General features: G+C 60.6%; 24 protein-coding genes. 14 read left to right on the top strand and 10 right to left on the bottom strand.

Annotated features, from left to right (window positions below; translation table 11 throughout):
* Positions 1-600: 600 nt before the first annotated feature.
* Positions 601-921 carry a hypothetical protein gene (locus JQ567_RS12450; RefSeq protein WP_212439080.1) on the top strand — a complete coding sequence of 107 codons (321 nt, stop codon included), beginning with the start codon at positions 601-603 and terminating at the stop codon, positions 919-921.
* A 151-nt stretch (positions 922-1,072) separates the two neighbouring features.
* Here JQ567_RS12450 and JQ567_RS12455 read toward each other — a convergent pair whose 3' ends face one another.
* Positions 1,073-1,576 carry a heme-binding protein gene (locus JQ567_RS12455; RefSeq protein WP_212439081.1) on the bottom strand — a complete coding sequence of 168 codons (504 nt, stop codon included), beginning with the start codon at positions 1,574-1,576 and terminating at the stop codon, positions 1,073-1,075.
* 308 nt (positions 1,577-1,884) lie between these two features.
* On the opposite strand from JQ567_RS12455, the gene JQ567_RS12460 reads away from it, so the two are divergent.
* The 7 genes from JQ567_RS12460 (at position 1,885) to JQ567_RS12490 (ending at position 6,562) form a co-directional block, all read left to right on the top strand.
* Positions 1,885-2,481 (top strand): family 16 glycoside hydrolase, encoded by a 597-nt coding sequence (locus JQ567_RS12460; protein ID WP_212439082.1) that lies wholly within the window; start codon positions 1,885-1,887, stop codon positions 2,479-2,481.
* A gap of 163 nt (positions 2,482-2,644) precedes the next feature.
* Entirely contained in the window at positions 2,645-2,878 is a 234-nt protein-coding gene (locus JQ567_RS12465) for a hypothetical protein (protein WP_212439083.1), read from the top strand.
* Positions 2,879-3,766, top strand: a complete 888-nt coding sequence (locus JQ567_RS12470; protein WP_212439084.1) for a DUF1259 domain-containing protein — start codon at positions 2,879-2,881, stop codon at positions 3,764-3,766.
* A gap of 30 nt (positions 3,767-3,796) precedes the next feature.
* Positions 3,797-4,693 carry a YncE family protein gene (locus tag JQ567_RS12475; RefSeq protein ID WP_212439085.1) on the top strand — a complete coding sequence of 299 codons (897 nt, stop codon included), beginning with the start codon at positions 3,797-3,799 and terminating at the stop codon, positions 4,691-4,693.
* A gap of 13 nt (positions 4,694-4,706) precedes the next feature.
* On the top strand, positions 4,707-5,171 hold the full coding sequence (locus tag JQ567_RS12480) for a chromate resistance protein ChrB domain-containing protein (RefSeq protein WP_212439086.1): 465 nt from the start codon (positions 4,707-4,709) through the stop codon (positions 5,169-5,171).
* 123 nt (positions 5,172-5,294) lie between these two features.
* Complete coding sequence (locus JQ567_RS12485; RefSeq protein ID WP_212439087.1) at positions 5,295-5,555, top strand: DUF1127 domain-containing protein; 261 nt, start codon at positions 5,295-5,297, stop codon at positions 5,553-5,555.
* A 245-nt stretch (positions 5,556-5,800) separates the two neighbouring features.
* Positions 5,801-6,562: a sulfite exporter TauE/SafE family protein gene (locus JQ567_RS12490; protein ID WP_212439088.1), complete on the top strand. Its 762-nt coding sequence runs from the start codon at positions 5,801-5,803 to the stop codon at positions 6,560-6,562.
* 132 nt (positions 6,563-6,694) lie between these two features.
* On the opposite strand, the gene JQ567_RS12495 is transcribed toward JQ567_RS12490, so the two are convergent.
* The gene (locus JQ567_RS12495) at positions 6,695-7,057 is read right to left on the bottom strand and encodes a nuclear transport factor 2 family protein (RefSeq protein ID WP_212439089.1); all 363 of its coding nucleotides are present in this window, start codon (positions 7,055-7,057) and stop codon (positions 6,695-6,697) included.
* Between the two features lie 340 nt (positions 7,058-7,397).
* Here JQ567_RS12495 and JQ567_RS12500 point away from each other — a divergent pair, with 340 nt between their 5' ends.
* Positions 7,398-7,589, top strand: a complete 192-nt coding sequence (locus JQ567_RS12500; RefSeq protein WP_192738773.1) for a hypothetical protein — start codon at positions 7,398-7,400, stop codon at positions 7,587-7,589.
* 133 nt (positions 7,590-7,722) lie between these two features.
* Here the strand turns inward: JQ567_RS12500 and JQ567_RS12505 are convergent, their stop codons facing one another.
* Positions 7,723-8,247, bottom strand: coding sequence for a hypothetical protein (locus tag JQ567_RS12505; RefSeq protein ID WP_212439090.1), 525 nt, complete (start codon positions 8,245-8,247; stop codon positions 7,723-7,725).
* A 295-nt stretch (positions 8,248-8,542) separates the two neighbouring features.
* Between JQ567_RS12505 and JQ567_RS12510 the strand changes: the two genes are divergently transcribed.
* The gene (locus JQ567_RS12510; protein WP_212439091.1) at positions 8,543-8,824 is read left to right on the top strand and encodes a hypothetical protein; all 282 of its coding nucleotides are present in this window, start codon (positions 8,543-8,545) and stop codon (positions 8,822-8,824) included.
* A 176-nt stretch (positions 8,825-9,000) separates the two neighbouring features.
* On the opposite strand, the gene JQ567_RS12515 is transcribed toward JQ567_RS12510, so the two are convergent.
* Complete coding sequence (locus tag JQ567_RS12515; RefSeq protein ID WP_212439092.1) at positions 9,001-10,089, bottom strand: mandelate racemase/muconate lactonizing enzyme family protein; 1,089 nt, start codon at positions 10,087-10,089, stop codon at positions 9,001-9,003.
* A 79-nt stretch (positions 10,090-10,168) separates the two neighbouring features.
* Positions 10,169-11,161: an alpha/beta fold hydrolase gene (locus JQ567_RS12520; protein ID WP_212439093.1), complete on the bottom strand. Its 993-nt coding sequence runs from the start codon at positions 11,159-11,161 to the stop codon at positions 10,169-10,171.
* A gap of 543 nt (positions 11,162-11,704) precedes the next feature.
* Between JQ567_RS12520 and JQ567_RS38120 the strand changes: the two genes are divergently transcribed.
* Together JQ567_RS38120 and JQ567_RS12530 are read left to right on the top strand one after the other, a co-directional pair.
* Positions 11,705-12,277, top strand: a complete 573-nt coding sequence (locus JQ567_RS38120) for a hypothetical protein (protein WP_249165425.1) — start codon at positions 11,705-11,707, stop codon at positions 12,275-12,277.
* A gap of 185 nt (positions 12,278-12,462) precedes the next feature.
* Positions 12,463-13,314: a response regulator transcription factor gene (locus JQ567_RS12530; protein WP_249165426.1), complete on the top strand. Its 852-nt coding sequence runs from the start codon at positions 12,463-12,465 to the stop codon at positions 13,312-13,314.
* 13 nt (positions 13,315-13,327) lie between these two features.
* On the opposite strand, the gene JQ567_RS12535 is transcribed toward JQ567_RS12530, so the two are convergent.
* The 4 genes from JQ567_RS12535 to JQ567_RS12550 all read right to left on the bottom strand — a co-directional run bounded on the left by JQ567_RS12535 (position 13,328) and on the right by JQ567_RS12550 (position 18,884).
* Positions 13,328-14,749: an HlyD family type I secretion periplasmic adaptor subunit gene (locus JQ567_RS12535; protein WP_212439283.1), complete on the bottom strand. Its 1,422-nt coding sequence runs from the start codon at positions 14,747-14,749 to the stop codon at positions 13,328-13,330.
* Complete coding sequence (locus tag JQ567_RS12540) at positions 14,746-16,527, bottom strand: type I secretion system permease/ATPase (RefSeq protein ID WP_212439094.1); 1,782 nt, start codon at positions 16,525-16,527, stop codon at positions 14,746-14,748. Before JQ567_RS12540 ends, JQ567_RS12535 begins: the two co-directional genes overlap by 4 nt.
* 135 nt (positions 16,528-16,662) lie before the next feature.
* Entirely contained in the window at positions 16,663-17,133 is a 471-nt protein-coding gene (locus JQ567_RS12545; protein WP_212439095.1) for a hypothetical protein, read from the bottom strand.
* Positions 17,134-17,402: 269 nt separating this feature from the next.
* Positions 17,403-18,884, bottom strand: coding sequence for a hypothetical protein (locus JQ567_RS12550; RefSeq protein WP_212439096.1), 1,482 nt, complete (start codon positions 18,882-18,884; stop codon positions 17,403-17,405).
* Between the two features lie 469 nt (positions 18,885-19,353).
* On the opposite strand from JQ567_RS12550, the gene JQ567_RS12555 reads away from it, so the two are divergent.
* Positions 19,354-19,671, top strand: a complete 318-nt coding sequence (locus JQ567_RS12555) for a cyclase (RefSeq protein ID WP_212439097.1) — start codon at positions 19,354-19,356, stop codon at positions 19,669-19,671.
* Positions 19,672-19,816: 145 nt separating this feature from the next.
* Positions 19,817-20,320, top strand: a complete 504-nt coding sequence (locus tag JQ567_RS12560) for a hypothetical protein (RefSeq protein WP_212439098.1) — start codon at positions 19,817-19,819, stop codon at positions 20,318-20,320.
* Here JQ567_RS12560 and JQ567_RS12565 read toward each other — a convergent pair.
* The gene (locus JQ567_RS12565; RefSeq protein ID WP_212439099.1) at positions 20,317-21,315 is read right to left on the bottom strand and encodes an LLM class flavin-dependent oxidoreductase; all 999 of its coding nucleotides are present in this window, start codon (positions 21,313-21,315) and stop codon (positions 20,317-20,319) included. The two genes, JQ567_RS12560 and JQ567_RS12565, sit on opposite strands and share 4 nt — an antisense overlap.
* Positions 21,316-21,373 lie beyond the last annotated feature (58 nt).

Raw genomic sequence — 21,373 nt, forward strand, 5'->3', positions numbered from 1 at the left:
AGGGAAGACCGGGTGCGCGCTGCACCCGCGGTCTCGCGTGCGGTTTGCACAAAACAAAATGCACACGAGCATACAGGTCCAGCGGAGAACACCCGGCCTTCCCTGCGCAATGGCTTTACGGCTTATATCGTGCTCTCCCTGGTGAACGGGCTTTCTTGCCACCATTGCCCGCAAGAAGCGTTTGGCTCCTCACGGACGTGACGCCAGCAACGGGGCGCCAGGACCACACGACTTCGCCGTACGCGTCAGTGCCGTTCGTCGCCAGCACATCAGCGTCCACCGCGACCCGCCCAACGTCCGTGACGACGGCCGACGCCCTCTGAGTGGGACGGGATGGGCAGATATATGACCCTGATTTGCCTTCGGGAAAAGCGAAATATTTTTTATTCTCGGGCTTGACACGATTTCCGGAAAACCGAATTGATTTGCCCGTCGGGTTAGTTTGTCGCACGCGGAATTGAAGATTGCGCTTGCGTGCGGGGCGACGCAGTTTGCAGGGCATAGCGGGATGCGGGCTGAACTCATAAATTCAAGCCGCCGATGGACGGACACGCTATTCAAAGCAGAGAGTGCGCCAACGCAGCCGAGATGGAGAACATTATGCGCCGCTTTAATTTCATTTTGGCTTTTTTGCTTGCCGCCGCGCCCGCGTTTGCACACGACACCAAAGGTCTCAACGGTGGCCGCGTTAAGGATCTTGGGCCGTTCCACGCCGAACTAACCGCCAAAGGCAGCACGGTTGAACTCTACGTGACTGATACGAAGAACAACGCTGTAGCCGTGGACGGATATAAGGGGCTCGCTATCCTGGCGATTGGCGGCAAGAGTGAACGCATCGACCTCGCACCTGCTCGCGGGAATAAGCTGACCGGAACATCAACTGTAGCCATTCCGCCGAATGTAAAGGCGTCGTGCGGCTAAACGGGCCTGACGGTAAGACAAGCCAGGCTAAGTTCGACTGAACGGCACAGAGTAATCTTGCCATTTGTCACGGCCGTGCTGCCAGCATGGATTATGCAAAGCCAGTGAGGCTAACGACGCTGGATCCCGAGTAGATCATTGAGAATCACCTTCAAAAGTCCAGTTTGGATTGAATCGCATCTATTCCTGCCTTGGCGCACGCTTCGTCGGCATCGCCTCCGGGCGCTCCCGAGACGCCAATCGCGCCAACCAGCGATCCGCCCGCCTCGACGACGAGTCCGCCTCCAATAACAACCACGCCCGGAAGATTGCGAATTCCCGCCTGCATCATGCCGGGCTGACTGACGGTGAACAGATTACTGGTGCTGCTGCGGAAGGTTGCCGCAGTCCACGCCTTACCCGATGCAGTCGCGGGCGTATGAGCCCCAGCATAGCGGTCGCGCAGTATCACTTGTGTTACGCCGAAGCGGTCGACAACGGCTATCGCGACCTGGTAGCCGCGTTGCTGACAATTCGCGAGTGCGGATTGCGCTAGTTCGAGGGCGATTCCGGGCGCCAAGGATTTGTAGGTAACGAGCGAGTCCTGTGCCGGACACGGCGTCGAAATCAGCAGAGCGAAACTTGCCAGCAGATGTACAAGGCTTTTGCTGTCCATAACTGATCCTGTTCAGTCGGCCGGGGCCGCTGCTTGATGTTGCATTTGTTGCCCTGTTGAATTACCAAGTGCCTAGGGGAAGTACAGTCTCCCCTTGAGGCTTCGGTCCAAGAACTGTGCAGCACTCGACTCGTCGAGGCGACATGCACGTGGACGGAATGCCTCCATTTTCCCAAAACGAACGCAATCTGCAGCCTGCTTCTGGCCGGATATCAGCCGTCGTCGGTTCCGCGCGCGTTGAGCTTACCGTGGCGCGATTCAGAGAGGCCATCATTGCGGCCACGCTTTTCCTCATGGGAGTGAATGATATGTCAAACCACGCGATAGGTTTCGAAGGCACCCCGATCGGTGTTGCGCCCGAGGGCTGGACGGTCACCCTGACAGGATCAGGCGATCCAAAATGGACGGTCGAAAGCGACGACACGGCACCGTCAAAATCGAAGGTGCTCAAGCAATCCGGCCGGGCGACCTATCCGCTGCTGCTGAAGAACGACACCAGCATCAAGGACGGCTTTGTCGAGATAAAATTCAAGGCCATCGCGGGATCGCAGGATCGCGCCGCCGGCATTGTCTGGCGGGCGAAGGACGCGAACAACTACTACGTGATGCGGGCCAATGCGCTTGAGGACAATGTCGTTCTCTACAAGACCCTCAATGGCGTCCGAAGCCCGCTCGACATTGTCGGCCGCAAGGGAGGTTACGGAACGGATGTCAAGGTTCCGGCCAACACCTGGCATAGCTTGCGTATTGACTTCAGAGGCTCGCGCTTCGGCGTATCCTTCAACGGCAAACAATTGTTCGAAGTCGAGGATTCCACGTTCGCCGATGCCGGCAAGGTGGGGCTATGGACCAAGGCAGACAGCGTCACCCTGTTTGACGAGGTAACCTACGGCGAGGCGAGATAGCTTGAAGGAACAGGGCACACAGCGTCGTGATACCGGATCGAGCTGCGGCTCTTGCGTGTGCATCGCACTCTCCTTAGAAACGGCTTCGGGGAAATGCAGACTCCCCATCAGACGGTCCCCGTCCAAGATCTGCGCAACGCTCGATTTGTCGAGAGGATTGCGCATGGACGACCGAAAACTGCCAATTTCTCTAACTTCTCTTTGTGGACAGACCGACGCCGACCCGGCGCCGATCGATTCCGTCCGCGAGGGCTCGTCCGTCATTTATTTCTGCAGTGCGGAGGAAATCAGCGAAGGCTTCGCCATTGCGTTACGCGCGATGGGATTCGAAACCGAAATTCTCCTGTCAGATATTATTCCGCAATCTGACACCCCCTCAAACCCGAAGGAGAGATAGATGAGTCTCAAACTTTGGCTCGTGGCTTCGATCTTCGCAGCCTCCCTCACGAACGCGGCAACCGCCCAGGAAATCGACTGGAAGAAGGTCGATGACACGTTCGGAAGAAAGCCCGCGGTTTCGGGTGACGTGCACCGCTACGGCTTTCCCCGCACCGATCTGACCGTGACGCTTGACGGCGTCACCATCAAACCGGCTCTGGCGCTCGGCGGCTGGGTCGCGTTCAAGCCAATGCACGGGGAGGCCATGGTGATGGGCGACCTCGTGCTGCTGGAGACTGAAATCAATCCGGTCATGCTCAAGATGATTGAAGGCGGGCTTGAGATCACCGCCGTCCACAATCATCTGCTGCGCGCCAGCCCGGCCACGTTCTACATGCATGTCGGAGGCCACGGCGATCCCGCAAAGATGGCTACCGTCATTCGCGATGCTCTGGCGGCGAGCAAGACCCCGCTCGCGACGCCTTCCGCAGCGCCTCCACCAGCGGTCGAACTCGATACGGCACAGCTAGATCAGATCATCGGCGTCAAGGGACAGGCGAACGGCGGCGTCTATCAATTCGCCGTGCCGCGCCGCGATCCGGTGACGGAAAACGGCATGCAGCTGAGCCCGGTCGGGCCGATGGGCGTGGCGATAGCCATCGGCTTTCAGCCCACCGGCAGCGGCAAGGCAGCAATCACCGGAGATTTCGTCCTCTCCGGTGACGAGGTGAATCCGGTGATCAGGGCATTGCGATCGAACGGCATCGACGTAACCGCCGTTCACAGCCATATGCTGGACGAACAGCCGCGGCTGTTCTTCCTTCATTTCTGGGCCAATGACGACGCGTTGAAACTTGCCCGCGGACTTCGCGCTGCACTCGACAAGACCGCCAGTACGAAGAGCTAGCAGGATTGAGGCTTTCATCGTGAGGTCGACATGCCGTTGAAAACCATCGGAACCATCGCCATACCAGAAGCCGCGGGCAGCGAGTTTGACCACGCCGCCTTCGATGCCAAGAGCCGGCGTGTCTTCATCGCACACACCGCGCGCAATTGCGTTGAGGTGATCGACCACGACGCCGGCAGGCATATCGCGACGCTGCCGGGATTTCCGGGCGTGGCCGGCGCTGTCGCTGACGACGGACAGATTTTGGCAACCAACCGCGGCAGCGCCAGCGTCGCCTTGCTCGATGCTGTCACGCTGGAAACCCGCGCCACCTTCAGGTCCGGCGCGCGACCGAACGGCGCTGTGATCGTGGCCCGGTCCAGCCTCGGGATCGCCGCCTGCATCGGCGACGACAAGGAAGCGCCGACGCTGCACATTTACGGATTGAGTGACCACAAACAGATGTCAATCGAGCTGCCGGGACGGCCGCGCTGGTGCGTCACCGATGCCGCCGCCGAACGGCTGTTCCTCTGCATCCGCGAGCCCTCAATGGTACTGGTGGCCCGCCTGCCCGACCTTGGCACGGTGACGCATTGGAAGATCCCGTCATCGGGTGCCCATGGTCTCGACATCGATCATTCCAGGGAACGACTTTACGTTGCCTGCGATGACTCAACTCTGGTTGAGATGAACAGCACCTCGGGCGAGGTCATCAAAGTCTGGCCGATCGGAGGTCCGCCCGATGTCACGTTTTTCAACCCGGCGACCGGTCTGGTTCACGTCGCCATCGGAGATCCCGGGCTTGTCGATTCCATTGATCCGCGCAGCGGCCATGCCATGCGGACAGTCACCGGCGCGGGCGCACATACGACGGCGCTGGTGGCGCCGGACCGGCTTTACGTCATTTCACCCGCGCATGGCGGAGTTCTCGTCCTCTCGGACGCCTGATAGGAGGCTCAGCATGAAATGGATCACCCGCGAAAACGTCAAAGTCGATCGCGTCGCATGCCCGTGGCTCATCAAGAAATTCGTCGATAAGGACGCCGAGTTCGTTTTTGTGCCGGGGGAGACGGTGATGGTTGAGGCTAAGCGCCTGGACGCCATTCCCTACGATGTCAAAGACGTCGAGCTTGGTCATCACGGCAAGGAATGCTCGTTCGAAGCAATCCTGAAGAAGTACAAACTGACCAGTGATCCAGCGCTGGTACTGCTGGGGCGGATCGTCAACGGAGCTGACACCGATAACACGCTGTATCATCAACCCGAGGGTCCCGGCCTCGAAGCCGTCGCCGAAGGCTTCCGGCATCTTGGGTTCAAGGACGATCACGAACACAATGCAGCAGAGTGGATCGTCTACGACGCGCTCTATGCGTATTGCCGCGAGATGGTAAAGCGCGGCAAGCCGCACGGCGACTTCATGCGTTGATGCTCGCTTGCCATCGCTTGAAGATTAGAGATGGGCATGGTACAGAAATCACTCGGGCCGTGACAACCGCCCGATGAGCTCCCGCAGCCAAGCGTTGTTTCGCTCCATTATGGAGGTGAAACCATGTCTTGCGGCAGCACTACCTGCAATTCAACCAATCCTCTCGACGCAGTCTCCCCCTCCTTTCCGGGCCTTGGATGGTCTTGGAGAATCCCGCTCGCGTGGCTGGATGAAATAGCACTGAGGTGGGAACGACGTCGCCAGTACGGGCAACTTCTCGAACTTGATGACCGGCTGCTCGCCGATATGGGCCTATCGAGGACGATCATTAAAGAAGTGCGCACGTCCCCCTTGTACGTCATCACGTGGCCCGACAGTTGTTAACGTTTCGATGCCTGCGATGGGGCAGATTGTAATTTAGCGAAGCGTGGGCGAAGGTGGTTAGTAGCCGTCGCCCGCGCAACACGTCTGATGCGGTTAGCCACCGCAAGCTTTGAACCATCGTCGGATCGCTGCCATTGCCAATCCGAAGCCAAATCCAATAGAGTATTGCCTGGGGACGTCGCAGCCTCCCCGTGAAGTGGGTGACCCCATGCAAGCGCTGCTCGCTTTCCTATGGAGCGAGCAACATGGATGGAAACCTTTTACTTCTCTTTATTCTTGCAACATTTCTTGGCGGCTTCGTCAGCGGGTTTTCCGGGTTTGCGATGGGCCTGGTCGTGTCCGGCATATGGCTGCACATTATCACGCCGATTCAGACCGCCGCGCTGATTGCCGGCTACGGGCTGCTCACGCAAGGTTACGGCATCGCGAAGCTGCGCCATGAGTTGAGCTGGCAAGACATTTGGCCGCTGACGCTCGGTACGGCAATCGGCATTCCAATCGGCGTGATGCTGCTGACACATTTCAACCCGACTTATTTGCGTTTTGGCGTCGGAGTGCTGCTCGTCCTCCACGCGACATACAGCCTTGCGCGCCCACCCATAAAGCCAGTGAAGATCGGGACGCCGGCCGACATTGCCATCGGCATTTCCAACGGATTGCTCGGAGGTCTCACCGGTCTCGGCGGCATCATCTCCACCATCTCCTGCCAGTGGCGCGGCTGGTCCAAGGACAAGCAACGATCCGTGTTTCAACCGGTGCTGTTTGCGGCATTTGTGATCATCTCGATCGCGCAACTCGTCGCAGGGTCGTACACGGTTGAAACCGTCAAATTGTACGGCATCGGGCTTCCTTTCATGGTTGCCGGCATATGGATCGGCTTCAAACTCTACGGGACCATCAACGACGAAACGTTTCGCAAGGCAGTGTTGATACTGGTTCTCCTGGCGGGCGCGTCACTGATCGCTTCGACGTCGGGGCTTATGCCTGTCTCCCAAAGTCGAAACTGAAGGAGATTTTCCATTGTGATCACAACGATACTTCACCTCCGCCCGGAAACGACAAAGCGATCGATCCGAAGTCGGTCCTGGCTGAGCCCGCCGCCGGTCTGATCGCGATAATCGACGGTTCGCGAATGTCGTTTATGCCGACAGCCGTCGCTCCAACGGCCCGCAGTTGGTGCGCTCGATTTTGCCTGACGGGCTGAAACGAAAATGCGCCCGCACCAGACTGGCTTTGTTGTTCCGATAATCAACCCAAATGCCGTCTTCCGTCACCGTGAGATCGTCGAGGGTAAAGGCAGTCGGGAGCTGGTTTTGCAGTTTGCCGGTCCAGTAAGCCGACAAGGACTCTCGTCCGGTCAGGCCCACACCCTCGCAATCGCATTCGAGCGTGGCGCGCTCGTCGTAGAGATCGAGCAAAGCGCTCAGGTCGCCTGATCGACATGCGTCGAGCCAGTCAATAACAACGGCCAGCGGATCGAAGTCATCAGGAGCAAGCGACATAACGGTCCCGTCATAAACAGTCTGCCGCCCCCGGCGCTGAATAGGCGGTTCATGATGAATGCACCTTGAACGGCCCAAGCCTCGCACCCCGTAGAAATACGGTGTGCCCCCTCTCCTCTTCCTAATGCGAAGTCTTCACCGCGCCGCGAACGAAGCCGTGTTTGTGCGTGCGCGCAGGAGAAGCGATGACTGGCCAATGCCGCTCTGGCCAAAAGCAGACTGCGCCCAACGCAAGGCTTGTTCCCCAGGGAACAGCGCGGGGCGGCAGACGGGGGCATTGTCCTGCTCACCGATGAAACGGAGCGATGATCGCCCCGGTCGGACACGAAGGAGCAAACCGATGACCAGCAATACCGGACTTCTGAACGACACCGAGCTTGCGACCGCTTCAGGTGGCGTCACTTCCTTGATTGGCACCAGCACCATTGCGCATCCGCACATTCCCCGGAATCACGACCTGCTGACGCCGCAGCAGATCGCGAAGCTGCTTTCGTTCAACGGCGGCTTCAGCCCGCCGATCCCCCGCAGCTGATTTCAGCAAGCCGAGAGCTGAATTGCCTGATCTCGCCTCCCGTGGCCAAGGAGGCGAGGTCTTTCCTGGCCCGCAGATGGCGCGGGAGCCCCACATCGAGAAGTTGGCTGCCGCGACTGGCCGCTTCAGAACCTCACCTCGCGGCCGCTTGCTTCGTGTCGCGCGTCAGGAATGGCTTGAGCGGACGCTTGATCGCGCCCGCGCAGGCACGGGTGACGGTCTTGCCGCCGCCGCTCCAGGTCTGCGTACCCTTCAGCCTGGCGCTGCGCCGCACGAAGCTGCCGCCGTATTTCGCCTGGTACTCACGGCTGCCGCTTTTCCAGGTGCCCTGAAGGTCGATTTTCTGGCCGTCGATTTTTCCGGTGCCCTGCTCGGCGGTTGCCTCGACGGCGGCGTTGCGCAGCCGCACCACATGCGTGTAGCGCGCGGCGCCGCCGCTGATCGCGACCTCGATGGCCTCGCGCATCTTGTCGCTGGTAAACGGCAGCTTGTCGCATACCATGGTGCCGCGATAGGTGGCGTCGAGCACTTCCGCCGCGACGGGTGTGCCCATCGCCGCCATCATCGCCGCCGCCAGCACCGCATGTTCCAGCCGCACCATTGCCGCCCCTTGTGAAATCCCCTTGGCCACCGAGCGGTCTTCCGCCGCTTCGTTCAATCCGCATCGTACTGCCCAACCGGGGACGTCGATAGGGGTTGAGTCCCGCTTCGCTGCTGCAACATGGCCGCGCAAACCGAGACCCGGGATGGGCGAAAAAAGCCAGGAGCGGAAGCGCCGAAAGGCAAAGGGGGTGCGTACCTCTCAACCCTCCGGCAGTCAGCCTTGGCCTGGTCTGGTGTCGGTCGCGATGAGGTTATGCTGCGACCGTTGGTCCCGCGAAATCAAGTTTGACCGCTGGGCCGCCATGGAACAAACTGTCCTTTCTTGATCACTTTTTAAATGGGAGGCGGACATGAAGAAACTCGTTGCGGCGGCAGCCATTTCGTTCTTTGCCCTTGGATCGTCATTGGCGTTGGCTCAGACCACGCCAATGATGATCGGAAAAGACACCAGCAAGACAGGCGCCACTCCACCCAACTCGGGCGGCAGTGCGCCCATCGCGGTTGATCCAAAAGCCAAGAAACCGGCTCCTCTGCCAGGCGCCGACACCAGCAAAGCAGGCGCCACTCCGCCCAACGCAGGCGCCAGTGCGCCCGTCGCGGCGGCCGCGCCCGCGCCCAAAGGAAAGAAGTAAGAAGAGAGCAGTTTTTGTGCGTCTGAAGGCCCCGTCCCCACGGGGCCTTCTTCGTTTGCTGTGAGGTGCTCGCTGCCGCGCCAGTCCAGCTTTCCGGCGGCGCAAAATGGACATCGGTCAGCTCGGCGTGACTGGCGAGTTGAACAGCAGAAAATATTTTTCCGGCCTCTCCGGCCCTATGACACGACGCGCGCCAGCCCCTTCCAGTCGAAGGTAATGCCATGGCCAGGTCGCGTCGGCGCCAATGCCATGCCCTGTTCGAGGACGAGCGGCTGCTCGATGTAGCGGTCGAGCCCGAAACCGTGCGCCTCTAGATAGGAGCGGTTTGAGCAGGCCGCGAGCAGGTGGACGGTAATGTCGTGTGCGCCGTGGCTGGTGACCGGAAGATTGAACGCTTCCGCGAGCCGCGCGATCTTCATAAAGACTGTGACGCCGCCGCAATTGGTGACATCGGGCTCGGGATACGACACCGCACCGGCCGCGATATAGTTCTTGAACTCCCACAGCGAGCGCAGGTTTTCGCCCGCCGCGATCGGCACGCCGCCGGCGGACATGATGCGGGCGTGACCGGCAACATCATCGGGAATGATCGGCTCCTCAAGCCAGGTCAGGTCGCAGGGTTGCAGGGCGCGCGCGGCGCGGATCGCCTCCTCGACCGTCCATTTCATGTTGGCATCCGCCATCAGCGGAAAGCCGTCTCCAAGATGCTTGCGCATCGCCTGCACGCGCGTGACATCGGAGGCGAGATCGGGCCGGCCGACCTTCATCTTGATGGCGCGAAAGCCCTTGGCGAGATTGTCGTCCGTTTGCCGCAGCAGTGCCTCCACGGAAAGATCGAGGTCGATGCCGCCGGCGTAACAGGGCACCCGCGCGTCGAAGCCGCCGAGCAGACGAAACAGCGGTACCTTGGCGCGGCGCGCCTTGAGGTCCCACAGCGCGATATCAAGCGCCGACAGCGCGAGCACGGGCGGCCCGCCGCGGCCGCCATAGTGCAACGCCCACCAGACATGATGCCAGATCGCCTCCGTGTCGTCCGCCTCGCGGCCCTCGATCAGTCCGGGAATTTCCCGCCGGAGCGTATCGGCAATCGCGCCGCCATTGCGGCCGACCGTGTAGGTATAGCCGACACCTTCGGCCCCCTCGGAATCGCGGACGCGGCAAGTTATCAGTTCGAAGGCGTCGATTTGGCCGTGCGTGCTGTCGGAGAGGCTAACGGTCAGCGGGATCCGATAGAGCCCGGTGTCGATCGTCCTGATAAGCGCCATGGTCCGCCCTTTTTTGGCCATCCTAGGCTGAGCCCATGAGCAGAGCAATTGCTTCGGCATTTCATGATAACCACCGGGCTCATTCAGCTTCCTTCATCCAGCGCACAATCCCGGGCCAATACTCTTCAAGCGTGCGCCTCCCCATGAACAGACTTAGATGGCCGCACGGGGCGACCGCGTGGCGCAGAAATTCCGCCGGCGTTCCAACGAGCCGTTGCACTGCAAGCAATTGTTCCGGGGCGACCACGTCGTCGGCGCTCCCGGCCAGAAGATACATCGGAAGCAGCAGCCGCGAGAGGTCGATCTCTTGTCCCAGGGCGACGAAGTTTCCACTGGCGAGCGCGTTGCATTTGTACAGTTTGTCGACAACTTCGAGATAGTATTTTCCGGGAACGTCGATCGTCCAGGAATTCCAGTTCTTGAAGATGGCTTCGAGTCGCGTGAATTCCGGCGAGCCGATCGGCTGCACAGTCTGCAGAGAGTTTCTGATATCGTTCGGGTCAGTCTCGCTCCCCCAGAACGGCGCGACGTTGCGGCCGATGACGAGACCATCGCCTGACTTGACCAGGCTCTCAAACACGAACCGCGGGGTCGCCTCGGCGATAACAGACAAACCGGATTGCTGCGCGGCAATATCAATCGGCGCGCCGGCCATCACAAGCTTGCGTACCTTGGCCGGGAATCGTCCCGCATAGACCAGGGATAACCACCCGCCCTGGCAAAGCCCCACGAGATCGACCAGGCCGCCGAGATGATCGACAAGGACATTGAGATCGGCAAGATATTCGTCGATTCCGAGAAATCGCATGTCAACGCTGGCAGAGCGCCAATCGGCCATGAACAGCCGTTCGATTCCAGCGCCACGGAGGGCAGCAACGAGACTGTGGCCGGCTGCAAGGTCGGCGATAGCGGCTCCATGCAGCGCGAGCGGTGGGCACAGCAGGGCGGGAACGCCGCTTCCGCCCACAGTAAAGTCACGAAGCCGGACGGCATGCAGCTCCAGCGCGATCGTGCTTGGCGTGGCTCCTTCCGGCTCCTGCGCAGGACCGGCGCCACCAGCATCGGCGGACAATCCAAGAAGCTGCGCCGCGACGGACGAGGCGGTTTCAGCGGCCGATGCAGCGACGATCGCGGGCCAGAAGAACGCCGCATAAGGGAATTGATCGCCTGGATACCGATCCATTTGATAGATGTCCGGTGCGCCCCCACGCGATAACCTAGCACTTTTCGCCGGGCATCGAGCCGGGAAATGCCGTAACCGGGCTCGGCTATTGAGCCATGACTTCTCCTGGCGCAGTGCGGGACAGCGGGACATTCACCGAAAAGGCTGACGAAGCAACCGCCACCTGCGAGCGGCTACACGGCCGATCGCGCAACGGTCCAACAAAGCAAAACCGGACAGCCGGTCAGATTTGAATTTGAGCGGACAATATCCGTCAGGCAATCGACCGCTTTGCGGTGCGTCAACGTTAACCATGCGGGAGCGTGATTTCGCACGGGATGCACGCTTAATGAGCGCTTAACGCTTTTGCGCAACAGATAATTCCTCAGCAGTAAAATCAAGAAGTTGCGGCAAGAGTGCAATGGGAATTCCGCCCTCGAGGAGGGGAATTGCATGGGACTGCTTTTCATTGGCGTACTGGCTGGGCTCCTTATCGGCTATGGGCTTGGCCCGTCGCAGGCAAGCCTAAAGGAGTGCGCGCCACAAGGCTGCCTCGACGGAGCCCCGACCGGTCCGCCGATGGCGCAGAAGTCAACGGCGCTCAGGCCTGCAACAGCTGGAGCGAAGTCCGCTGCGGTCAAGTCCAGGAAACCATCATCGGCCGGGTCCCGCGGACGCGCCCACGTCGTCAAAACCGCGCACGCGCCGTCGAGGACCCCCGCCCCGCCAACCAATCGATCCGCCGAAAGCCCGGATCCCGTCCTGAACAAGGCAAAGATCTCAGTCGCAGCAAAGATGGAGGATCCGGCGTCCGCCGAGTTCGGCGACATGAAGCGGGCCATCAGACTGAATATGTGGGGGCGTCCGGTGGACACCATCTGCGGTCACGTCAGAGGGAAGAATGCGTACGGTTCAGATACCGGAGATAGGCCGTTTCTATATCTCGTGAAGGAGGATGATGCATACGTCGTCGCTGGCAAGGCAGATTCAGCGGCGGCGATCGCGTATCGTAACATCTGCAACTAAGGCATGATCCGGGATTGCGGATACCGGTTCTATCATGCTCAATCAGAAGCCAGAATGCGCGCGGTGCGATGAAATCGCATCGTGCCCGGCAGTGAAATTGTGTGGAAAGAATTTCCTCCTGCAACTGCAGCGTCATGGATATCCCTGAGACCCTTGAGCACCGATTGCTGAATCGGGCATCTCTCATGGACATGGCGCCAGGCGATTATGATCGGTGGAAATTTGGAATTAGTGGGGTGGCCCAACAGCTTTTTGAATTCGGGGTTATTATGGACCAAGTCGTCAACCACGCAGAACGGCTCAATGGATCGCCGCAAATGCCGGCCCTGGTGATCATCGAGCCTCTCACTTTAACGCGTACCTGCATTCTAAGCATTCTCCGGCGGGAATTGCCCGGGTTCGAAATCGTCGAGATGGCGACCACGGACGGTCTGAATCTCGTGTCGGGACGAGATGTTTGCCTGGTGGCGCTGAGTACCGGGGACAAGTCCATCGCCGATCCATCTGTCGAGGACGATCTTGCTCTCCTCGTGGACTACTGCCCCAATGCCTCCATCGCGCTCTTGTCGAACCGTGATGACGAGGCCACGGCATTGGCCGCAATGCACAGGGGAGTACGAGGCTTCTTCCCGACCTCGATCCCGGTCGAGGTCGCGGTTGCCGGCCTGCGTCTTGTTCTCGCCGGCGGGGTCTACAGACCACTTCCGATCATCGCGCAAAATGGCACGACAGCGCCGGAATTGCTCTCTGCCGCCGAGTTGCCGTCGGGATACTTGGCCGCTGACGCTGCGAAAGACGCGCCAGAAAAACACCTGATCGATTTCACGCCTCGCGAGCAGCACGTGCTTGCGGAACTGGAGCTCGGTCTTCCCAACAAGTTGATTGCGGCTAAACTGAATCTTTCGGAAAACACCGTTAAAATGCATATTCATCATATCATGCGGAAGTGTGCCGCTCGCAACCGCACTGAGGCGGTGCTCCGCTGGAGCGGCCGGCTGTCGGGTCATGAACGCGATACCAGCACAGGCGCATCTTGAGGCAACTCGTAGCTCAATCCTCCTTGAACGCGCCGTTGAAGCTGTCGAGCAGGGGCCTCAGGGCGTAGAGTGCCACGGTGCTGCGCCCGGTTGTGATAAACACCTGTGCCGGCATTCCGGGGATGATCCGGATGTCGTGCTCGGCGATCCGCGCATCCTGCACGCGAATTTTGGTTGCGTAGTAGGGCTGCTCGGTACGCTTGTCGACGAGGCGGTCGGCGGATACGTGCGTCACTGTCCCACTGAGACGCGGTGCGCGGCGCTGATTGTAGGGCAGCAATTGCACGTCGGCATTCAGTCCTGGATGAACTACATCGATGTCCTCGGGCTTGATGCGCGCGGTCACGATGAGGCGATCCTGCCGGGGCACCATATCCATAAGCGGGGCACCGGCCCCGATCACGCCGCCGGGGGTATGAATCCGCAGGTCGGTTACCACACCGTCCTCGGGAGCCTTGACCTCGGTTCGCGACAGCTGGTCCTCGGCCGCCCGCAATCGCTCGCGTAGCTGAAATATCTGGTTTTGTGCCTCGCGCAGCGACTGCGCGATTTCGTTTTGCCGGTCGTTCTCGAGCTTGAGCAGCGTCGCCTGCGATTCGCTAATGACCTGCTCGGCGCGCGAAATATGCGCGGCGATCTCGCCCCGCCGCCCCTGTATTTCAGCCACTTCCCGTTCGAGGTTCAGAAGGCGGGGCCGCCGTTCGAGCCCCTTGCTGACGAGGGTGGCCACCATGTCCAGTTCCTCGCGGGCGATTGCGGCCCGCTGCGCGACGGCGGTTTCCTGCGCCTTGAGGCCCAGGATTTCCTTGTCGACCTGGAGGCTTTTCTCCCGGACGACGGCGAGCTGAGACCGGAAGACCTGCCGGCGCGTTTCAAAGATGTTTCGCTGCGCGGTGAGGACATCTGCGGCCGATGAATTCTCTTTCCCCGCAGTCGCCATCCTGGCCGGAAACGACACATGCTCGTGCCCTTGCATCTCGGCCTGGAGCCTTGCTTCACGTGCCGTTGCGTCCCACAATTGGCCCTGAAGGCTCTGCACCTCGGCGCGGGCCCTGGTGTCGTCCAGCCAGATCAGCACCTGCCCGGCACGCACTGCGTCGCCGTCGGCAACCAGAATTTCCCTGACGATGCCGCCCTCAAGGTGTTGAATCGTCTTCCGGCTCGATTCCGTTTCCACGACGCCGGAAGCGATCGCGGCACTCTCGAGTGGCGCAAAGCCCGACCAGATTCCCAGGCCCAGCACAAAGCAGACGACCAGCAGATTGCCTGCCCAGGTGAAGCCGCGGAGTGCGGCGCGAGGTGAGGCTGGCGTCGGGGCCGTCCACCATGCAAACTCCAGAGGCTCGATATCGTCGATCGCGGTAATCACGACCTTGGTTCGCCGCTCCGGGACGAGGGAAGACGAATGCGGCGGCTTGTCTGGAGCGTCGGTCACGGGACAACTCGCTGCAGTGATACGTTGGCGGCTGCGGGCGTACTCTCGGGCAACGTGACCTGTGATGTGACTTGGGATCGGCTCAAATACCTCTCGAAAATCTCCTCGCTCTCGCCACATGCCGTGACGGCGCCGCCCTGCATGATGGCAATTCTGTTCGTGGCCGCGAGAATACCCATTCGATGGGTGATGATGATCACCGTGATGTTGGCCTTCTTCAGCTGCTCGATGGCATCGAACAGCACGCGCTCGCCCACGTAATCGAGGCTGGCGTTCGGCTCGTCGAGCACGACAAGGCGCGGGTCATCGAAGAAAGCCCGCGCAAGGCCGAGACGCTGGCGATACCCGCGCGAAAAAGCACAGCCGCCGCCGGGAATGACGGTGTCATACCCCTGTGGCAGCCCCACTATGGTGTCATGGATTCCGGCGAGCTTCGCGGCTGCGATGACCTTCTGCGGATCGCTATCATCCAGCCCTGCGATGACATCCGTTATTGTCTCCCCAAACAGGTTGATGTCCTGCGGCAGATATCCGAGGTGACGATCGCCCCCTGCCTCACGCAAGACCGAAACGTCGACGTTGTCGAGCAGGACGCGCCCCTGAGTTGGCGTCGCGATTCCGGCAATGATCTGGCCGAGCATTGATTTGCCGGAGCCGGACGGACCGATAATGCCAAGGCATTCACCAGGCGCGAGGCTGAACGAGACTTCTCTCAAAAGGAACCCGCCGGAGCCTGGCAGTACCACGCCGACATTTTCGACGACGAGACGGCCCCGGTTCGACGCAATGCCCGCGCTCTCCGGGACAGCGGGGACGACGACAAGGACGTCCGTGAGCCGCCGATAGGCGCTCAAGGCCGACGCGAAAGCTTTCCAGCCAGCAATGGCACCCTCGACGGGTGCGAGCGCGCGGCTGAACAGCAGTGTCGAGGCAAAGATAATGGCGGGGCTTCTGTTGTAGTCGAGTACCAGCCACGCGGCAGCTCCCATGATCAGGACCTGCGCCAATGCGCGTGCCGGCTTTGCGACAAGCATGATGATCTCGTATCGCCGCTGCGCCTCGTCGTGCTCGCTTCGCGCGTCCTGCGCGGCCTGGCAGATCAGGCGCGCGGCGCGGTCGCGCATCCCCATGGCCTGGATCAATTGAACATTATCGACAGCCGTCGCGAACCGGCTATGGCTTCTGGCCCAGGCAGTTCCGGACCTGGCCTGCGCATCCTCGGTGAGGACATCGCCGACAAGAGCGAGGCCGAACAGGAAGAGCACGCTGCAGGCTCCTATCACTCCCAGCAAAGGATGTACGAGAAAAAGCACACTTAGAAACAAAGGTACCCAGAGCGCGTCGAACAGTATCGGGCATGCATTGGATTCGACGAACTGACGCAGAACAGTGAGATCCCGATACGCCTGCGATGCCTGCGCCGGGTTGCCGCGGTTGGCGCATTCGAGGCTGGCCGAGAGCACGGAGGGACGAAGGCGATCTTCGAGCCAAGCCCCGAGCCGCCCCAACACGGCGCGGCGCAGCGCGTCAAGTACGCCACCAACCACAACGGTGAGCGCGACGATCAGGGTGAGCATCAGAAGCGTGTGGCCGCTCCGGCTCGACAAGACCCGGTCATAGATCTGAAGCAGGTAGATGGACGGAGCGAAGAGCAGCAGATTGTAGCTGCAACTGTATGCGAACACGATGCCAAGCGTGCCGGCGCAGGCCCAGAGCGCCGCCTGCAGCCTTGTCTGTGGCTGTGCTGCGAGGTGTAATCGGAGGGGCGGCATCAGCATTGTCGTCACCGCCAGAGCCCTGAGGATTCGACCTTCTCGTTCCACCGTCAGTCCAGCGTGGCGCCGGTTTGATCGGCGGCGAGTCGTGGACCGGCGGCCGATGCCGCCGGTCTTGCCAATCGGACAAGCTGCCGATCAGAAGGAAGTATCGAAATCGAAGTGGACGTCTCCACCCAGCGCGATGTTGCCGTTTCCACCGTCGCCGCCGATACCAGCCACCACTTCCTGATGCATGTCCGCCTTCAGCGAGTTTGACTGCTGCGCCGTCGTGTCGGCGTATACCTTGGAGGTATTATGGCCGCTGTCGGAGTCCTGGTTTCCGTTCGACGTGGCCTTTCCTCCCGCGGCCTTCGCAAACCACGAAGCCTTTCCGTTTGCGCCCCCGGCATCCCATTCCGCCTTTTGATTGACGTGATCGCCGGTTTTCACGTCCACGCTGGCGCCGCTCGCCTTGTTGTATGGATCGAAGCTGATGCTCGGTTGGTTGACGATTTTTCCCGAGAAGCTGCCGTCGCCGCCATTTCCGGCGTTGTTGCCCCCGGTGTTGATCGATTTGAATTCGATGGAGTCGGAAACGTTGATCAGTCCTTTTGTCTTGGCCATCATATCAGCCTCCGTCCTGTGTTTAGTTTCACGCACCATCCGTCCGGATCAAGATAGCGGATGTGTCAACAACTCTGGCCCCCACTTGCGTGAGCCGGATAGATGGCAAATGGAGTGCCATCCTGTTCGGTAGGCGTTACACACGAAAGGATTACATGCCTTGGCGCCTCTCGATGGCGACGCATCATGGTGAAGCTGCGAGCGCTCCTGGTCGATCAGCGGGACGCGAGCGGCTTCGGCCTCACCATCGGAGCCGGCAACGAATTCTCGCCCTATCCTATCAAATGAAGTTCAGACAGAAGATGCGTGGCGACATCGCCACCCAGCGCAAGATTGCCGTGGCCGCCGTACCCGCCGATTCCCGCGATCTGGACCGCGCTCTGGTCGAACATCACATTGTTGATCTGGTCCGCTTCGGCCGTCGAATTGGGGCCAGCGATCGCAATGTTGATCGGCGCATAAATCGCGATGCTGACATCAATCATGCTGCCCGTGAACTGGCCGCTGCCACCGTTGCCGGCAGCGTTGTCCCCGGTTGCGATGGCGTTGGAGCCACCTCCGAAGCCGGAGAAGACGTTTCCGCCCGCTGCGGCATTGCCGTTGCCCCCATTTCCTCCGAGGCCGGCCATCTGAAAGGAGAACTGATCCAGTTGCACGTTGTTTGCCTGGAAGGCATGCGCGTTGGAATTATACCCAGCCACCGCAATGTTGACCGGGTTATATATCGCGAAGGATGCGTGGACGAGGCCTCCATAAAAGTAACCGTCGCCGCCATTGCCCGCATGGTCGCCGCCAGTATGTATGAGCGAGTCAGTCCCGCCGTAGCCCGATCCGGAAGTGTGTCCGAGCATCGATACGTTGCCGCCGCCTGCTGCATTTCCGTTACCGCCATTGCCGCCGACACCGGCGATCTGGACCGCGGATTGATCGATCTCAACCGTATTGGACTGCGTAGCCTCGGCCGTGCCTCCAGCGCCGGCGACGGCAATATTTACTGGATGGTAGATAACGACAGGAGCGTTCACCAGGCTCCCGAAGAAGTAGCCGTCGCCACCATTGCCGGCGCCATTGCCGCCGGTCGCGATCAGGTCGGCGCCAGAAGAAGAACTGCCCACGTTTCCGCCCGATGCGGCGTTGCCATTGCCGCCGTTTCCCCCGACGCCGGCGATCTGAACGGCTGATTGATCGATACTCACATTGTTGGTTTGTTCAGCGTGGGCGCTGGAGCCATATCCAACCGCCACCGCGATGTTGATCGGCTGATAAATGAGCAAGGAGGCGTGGATGACGCCTCCATAAGAATATCCATCTCCGCCGTTGCCGGCCTGATTGGCCCCGCTCTGGATCATGATGGAATCAAGCCAGCTATAACCTGAGCCGGAACCGGAATGGAGGGCGGATACATCTCCGCCAGCCGTCGCGTTGTGGCTTCCACCATTACCGCCGGTGCCCGCCACCTGGCCGGCGTGTTGATTGGAGTGCACCGCATTGGACTGTTGGGTATCGGCCTTGCTCTGAATATCCCCGTGTCCGGCGTCAAGCCGATCAAAACTCGCGACAGGCGGGTGCATCTCCGCGCCGACGAAGGAGCCATAGCCGCCGTCGCCAGCGCCATTGTAACAGGTGCCGATCGCGGAATTCAGTGACGGATCCAGCCATGCCACGTCGCGAACGCCTTGGCCATCGTACCCGTCATGGTGAGGGGGCTGCTGATGATGCAGCCGGATTCCGTCGGACATCTGCCAAAAATTCATGGTCGCCTCCCTCGTCGCAATCGCACTGCACAACTCGACGGGACTCTCCCGACCTCGACAAGGAATGTCACCCTGCGCCAGTCAAAAGCCGAGTCGTCAATTCGGATTGCAGCGCTTCGGGTGATAGACGTCATAACGGCTATACCCTTTCGGGCGGAGGGTCCGCTCCAATAGCGGCGCGCGTCATTGCTGATCGAAGCGCCATATCCAGGAATGGGCTGGGTGCACGCGGGAACGCCGGTTGTTCAGGCATTGCTTGCGATACACGCAACCGGCTCTGTACCCGAATGTCAGCGCGGGACCGAGGCTAAATTCCAGCCCCCGGATAGTTACCGCCCATAGCCAACGTCTGCTCTTGGCGCACATTCGTTGCAAGCTTCAAGAACGCATCAGCAATCGTACGCTTCAGCCCGCAATTGCGATGCAGCAGGCCATCCATTAGACGCCAGATGCAAAAAAGCTTACGGTCTTGATCGGCGATTGGCGCAGCCCTTCGCTGGAAAACAACATGCGGGAGGGACCGATGGCTTCGATGATTATCCATCACAGAGTCCGCGACTACGCAGCATGGCGTCCGGGCTACGACGCCCACGAATCGAGCCGGACCGCGGCTGGAGTCACTAACTGCCGCGTCTACCGCAACACGGAAGACGCCAACGACCTTGTAATCGTTGCCAACGTGTCGGACCTGGCCAAGGCGCGCGCCTGGACGGCGAGTGATGATTTGAAGACTGCGATGCAAAAGGCCGGTGTGGAGGGCGCGCCGACAATTCATCTGATCGGCTGATACTCTCGGTAAGGCGACATCGGCGGGCGGTTAACCCTGTCGGCAAAGACCCTGTGCGCGGGTCAGGTTTTCACGCGGGCCGCCGCCAAGTTGCCCCATTAAATCGGAGAATTTGCACCGGCACTATAATGGCCGGAGAAGCATCATGATGAGAATGGTGTTGTTGGGCCTCCTCATCCCATTGGGCATAGGAGCACTAGCGGCGATGGAACTCAGAACTCCGCCGCGTACTGCAGCAGCGGTCGTTCAGCCTCTTGCCGAAACAACCGTCGACATTTCCGATTCACATGGTGCGTTGGCGAAGGCTGATAAGCTTGAAGTTAACTATGCGAAAACCGAGACGCCAGCGCAGCCTGCTCTGGTCAACGAACGCGCTCCTCCTTCGCCTCCTTCGGAAGCCACCGCCATACGGCCTTCGGAGGCCCCGAGGATTAACCGCCACCGGCACGATCCCAAAGCAAAGAAGGTCACTACCACTGCCCTTCCCAAGCCGAAGGCGAAGGCCACCGATATCAGGCGAACTACCGATATCAGGCGGACTACCAGTTCCGAGCGTTCAAAAGCCGCCGCCAGCGAGCCCCTGCACTGTCGGCTAAGCGCGTTTGGTGGCTTGCGTAAGGCCTTGAATACAGCCGGCTGCGAAATCTAGTTCAGCGAGCCGGCAATCCCCGCGGCGCCGGCGATCAGTTCGAAGGAGCGCAGCCGCTTGGCGTGATCGTAGACATCGGACACGATCATGAGTTCGTCGGCACCGGTTTCCGTAACGAGCGCATCGATGCCGGCGCGAACCGCATCGGGCGAGCCGATGATGGAGCGTGCGAGCATGCCCATCGCCTGCTGCTTTTCCGCCGGCGACCAATAGCTCTCGATATCGTCGATCGGAGGCTGGCTGAGGCCGCGCGCGCCGCGGAAGATGTTGGTAAAGGCCATCTGCTGCGTCGTCGCCAGCCGGCGCGCTTCGTCATCGCTGCCGGCGGCGATGATGTTGACGCCGACCATCGCGTAGGGACGGTCGAGCTGCTCGGACGGTTTGAAGCGGCTGCGGTAGATCTGCAGCGCCGGTATCAGGAGCTCGGGCGCAAAGTGCGAGGCGAAGGCATAGGGAAGCCCGAGTTCGCCCGCCAGCATCGCGCCAAAATTGCTGGATCCCAGAATCCATAGCGGCACTTCCGTCCCTGCCGCCGGCACCGCCCGGATGCGCTGATTGGGACCGGCCGGCGCCAGGAAGGCCTGCACCTCCAGAACGTCCTGCGGGAAGTTTTCGGCGGCTTCGGGCGTGCGGCGCAAGGCGCGCAGCGTGAGCTGGTCGGTCCCGGGGGCGCGGCCGAGCCCAAGGTCGATGCGGCCGGGAAACAGCCGCGCCAGCGTGCCGAACTGTTCGGCGATGACGTAGGGTGCATGGTTCGGGAGCATGATGCCGCCCGCGCCGACCCGGATGGTCTTTGTTCCAGCTGCAATATGGCCGATCACGACCGAGGTCGCGGCGCTCGCGATGCCGGCCATGTTGTGGTGCTCCGCCACCCAGATGCGGCGATAGCCCCAGGCCTCGGCATGAACCGCGACATCGCGGGCGTTATAGAGCGCGCCGCGCGCATCGGTCTCTTCGGTGACGCGGACGAGATCGAGGATAGACAGTGCAGTCATGAAAACTCCCGAACGAAACCATTGAAATGACGCCGCCCGAGCTACAAGGCCGCATGCG

This window comes from Bradyrhizobium sp. AUGA SZCCT0431 (genome assembly GCF_018131065.1).
GTDB lineage: Bacteria > Pseudomonadota > Alphaproteobacteria > Rhizobiales > Xanthobacteraceae > Bradyrhizobium.

Excerpts from the sequence above, each read along its gene's own strand:
- JQ567_RS12450 (WP_212439080.1), top strand. The coding sequence starts at position 601 with ATGCGCCGCTTTAATTTCATTTTGGCTTTTTTGCTTGCCGCCGCGCCC.
- JQ567_RS12455 (WP_212439081.1), bottom strand. The coding sequence starts at position 1,576 with ATGGACAGCAAAAGCCTTGTACATCTGCTGGCAAGTTTCGCTCTGCTG.
- JQ567_RS12460 (WP_212439082.1), top strand. The coding sequence starts at position 1,885 with ATGTCAAACCACGCGATAGGTTTCGAAGGCACCCCGATCGGTGTTGCG.
- JQ567_RS12465 (WP_212439083.1), top strand. The coding sequence starts at position 2,645 with ATGGACGACCGAAAACTGCCAATTTCTCTAACTTCTCTTTGTGGACAG.
- JQ567_RS12470 (WP_212439084.1), top strand. The coding sequence starts at position 2,879 with ATGAGTCTCAAACTTTGGCTCGTGGCTTCGATCTTCGCAGCCTCCCTC.
- JQ567_RS12475 (WP_212439085.1), top strand. The coding sequence starts at position 3,797 with ATGCCGTTGAAAACCATCGGAACCATCGCCATACCAGAAGCCGCGGGC.
- JQ567_RS12480 (WP_212439086.1), top strand. The coding sequence starts at position 4,707 with ATGAAATGGATCACCCGCGAAAACGTCAAAGTCGATCGCGTCGCATGC.
- JQ567_RS12485 (WP_212439087.1), top strand. The coding sequence starts at position 5,295 with ATGTCTTGCGGCAGCACTACCTGCAATTCAACCAATCCTCTCGACGCA.
- JQ567_RS12490 (WP_212439088.1), top strand. The coding sequence starts at position 5,801 with ATGGATGGAAACCTTTTACTTCTCTTTATTCTTGCAACATTTCTTGGC.
- JQ567_RS12495 (WP_212439089.1), bottom strand. The coding sequence starts at position 7,057 with ATGTCGCTTGCTCCTGATGACTTCGATCCGCTGGCCGTTGTTATTGAC.
- JQ567_RS12500 (WP_192738773.1), top strand. The coding sequence starts at position 7,398 with ATGACCAGCAATACCGGACTTCTGAACGACACCGAGCTTGCGACCGCT.
- JQ567_RS12510 (WP_212439091.1), top strand. The coding sequence starts at position 8,543 with ATGAAGAAACTCGTTGCGGCGGCAGCCATTTCGTTCTTTGCCCTTGGA.
- JQ567_RS12515 (WP_212439092.1), bottom strand. The coding sequence starts at position 10,089 with ATGGCGCTTATCAGGACGATCGACACCGGGCTCTATCGGATCCCGCTG.
- JQ567_RS38120 (WP_249165425.1), top strand. The coding sequence starts at position 11,705 with ATGGGACTGCTTTTCATTGGCGTACTGGCTGGGCTCCTTATCGGCTAT.
- JQ567_RS12530 (WP_249165426.1), top strand. The coding sequence starts at position 12,463 with ATGGACATGGCGCCAGGCGATTATGATCGGTGGAAATTTGGAATTAGT.
- JQ567_RS12540 (WP_212439094.1), bottom strand. The coding sequence starts at position 16,527 with ATGCTGATGCCGCCCCTCCGATTACACCTCGCAGCACAGCCACAGACA.
- JQ567_RS12545 (WP_212439095.1), bottom strand. The coding sequence starts at position 17,133 with ATGATGGCCAAGACAAAAGGACTGATCAACGTTTCCGACTCCATCGAA.
- JQ567_RS12550 (WP_212439096.1), bottom strand. The coding sequence starts at position 18,884 with ATGAATTTTTGGCAGATGTCCGACGGAATCCGGCTGCATCATCAGCAG.
- JQ567_RS12560 (WP_212439098.1), top strand. The coding sequence starts at position 19,817 with ATGATGAGAATGGTGTTGTTGGGCCTCCTCATCCCATTGGGCATAGGA.
- JQ567_RS12565 (WP_212439099.1), bottom strand. The coding sequence starts at position 21,315 with ATGACTGCACTGTCTATCCTCGATCTCGTCCGCGTCACCGAAGAGACC.